Origin of the sequence: Steroidobacter sp. (genome assembly GCF_016790065.1) — a bacterium.
GTDB lineage: Bacteria > Pseudomonadota > Gammaproteobacteria > Steroidobacterales > Steroidobacteraceae > Steroidobacter.
On sequence record NZ_JAEUPY010000043.1, the window covers coordinates 1 to 1,566 of the forward strand.

Consider the following 1,566-nt stretch of genomic DNA (forward strand, 5'->3'; position numbering starts at 1 on the left):
CGGCTATTCACGCGTCATTGGCGAGGGCACCACGAGTCAGTACTACGGACACAAGCAGGATGCCGCTTCAGTGGCTGAGTTCATCCGTCTGTGGCTCACCCAGCACAAGCGCTGGATGTCACCCAAATATCTCGCCGGCGAGAGCTTTGGCACCGTGCGAGCCGCATTGCTGGCCGACATCATGGGCTGGGGAGCAATCGACATCGCCTTCAAAGGCATCATCCTGATGTCCCAGATTCTCGACTACCCCGCCGCGCAGGATGACGACAACAATCTGATGGCGTATGTAAACAATCTACCCGCGATGGCCGCGGCGGCGCACTACCACAAGAAGGTCGAAACACCTCTGAGTGCACGGCAGTTCAGCGACGAGGCGCGCCGCTTTGCCATCGAACAGTACCTGCCCGCGCTCTTCAAGGGACGAGAACTGCCTCGAGACCAGTACGATTCGATCCTTGCAGGTCTGCAGCGCTACACCGCCTTGAGCCGCGACTACCTCGAGAAGTCCAATCTGCGCGTGAAGCCTTATCGTTTCGTCAAGGAGCTGCGTCGCGACGAAGGTATCTCCGTGGGCATGTTCGACGTCCGCTATACCGGTTACGAGCTCGACCGGCTCGCTCCCACACCGCCCGAAGATGCATCGGCCTACGGCAACGGCAGTGCTTACACCGCTGCACTGAACGAGCTGTTCTCGCGAGAGCTGGGCGTGAACATGGACATCCCTTACAAGACGCTGAACCTGGAACCGTACCTTCAGTGGGACTGGCGCATGACAGGACCGAACGAGTACTACGAGCCGAGCTACAGCAACGTCACGAAGTCGCTGGCTCAAGCCATGGTTCGTAACCAGGACCTTTCGGTGCTGGTGGCCTGCGGACTCTATGATCTGGTCACCACCTGCGCGAGCGCCGAGTACGTCTTCTCCCAGCCCGTCATTCCCGCGGGCCGCACCACAATCGAGTATTACGATGCCGGACACATGATGTACATGCATCAGCCCTCCTTCGAGAAGCTCATAGCCGACATGCGCCGCTTCATCGCGGGCAAGCAACCCCGGACGTCGGCGAACGATCGCTGAGAGGCACGGTCGACCGCAGGTCAGCGCGGTTTATTCGAGGATCGCGCGGTATTCCGGTGTTGGCCAGCCAATCCGGAACCACCGGCTCATTCGCGCGAGGGCTGACAGGTATCGATGAGCTTTGCTTGCGGCATGGAACGAAGCTCGCCGCTCACGGCATGCGTGGTGAACTGCACCGTGAATTCATGATTGCGGAACAGTCCCTCCACGATCAGCTGGTAGTCTTCAATATTGCGCGCAGCGATCTTCAGCAGGTAATCCGTCTCTCCCAGCAGCGAGCAGATCTCCACCACCGCGGGTTCGTCCAACACTAGGCGTTCCCACGCTCTCACCTGGACCGTGGTGTAGTTCGTGATCTTCACCAACGTAACAAAGAAGGAGTAGTTGGCCAGGCGCCGGTAATCCAGGCGTGCGTGATAGCCCTGAATGATCTTGCTGCGCTCGAGCTTTTGGATACGCTCGTGGCACGGTGAGGGCGACAGGCCCAC

General features: G+C 59.5%; 2 protein-coding genes. One reads left to right on the forward strand and one right to left on the reverse strand.

Annotated elements, in window-relative coordinates; translation table 11 throughout:
- A partial coding sequence (locus tag JNL55_RS01635) for a hypothetical protein (RefSeq protein ID WP_293848527.1) occupies nt 1-1,078 on the forward strand: 1,078 nt, incomplete at its 5' end.
- A gap of 86 nt (nt 1,079-1,164) precedes the next feature.
- On the opposite strand, the gene JNL55_RS01640 is transcribed toward JNL55_RS01635, so the two are convergent.
- Nucleotides 1,165-1,566, reverse strand: a 402-nt coding sequence (locus tag JNL55_RS01640) for an Lrp/AsnC family transcriptional regulator (RefSeq protein ID WP_293848528.1), incomplete at its 5' end; no start/stop codon positions are given.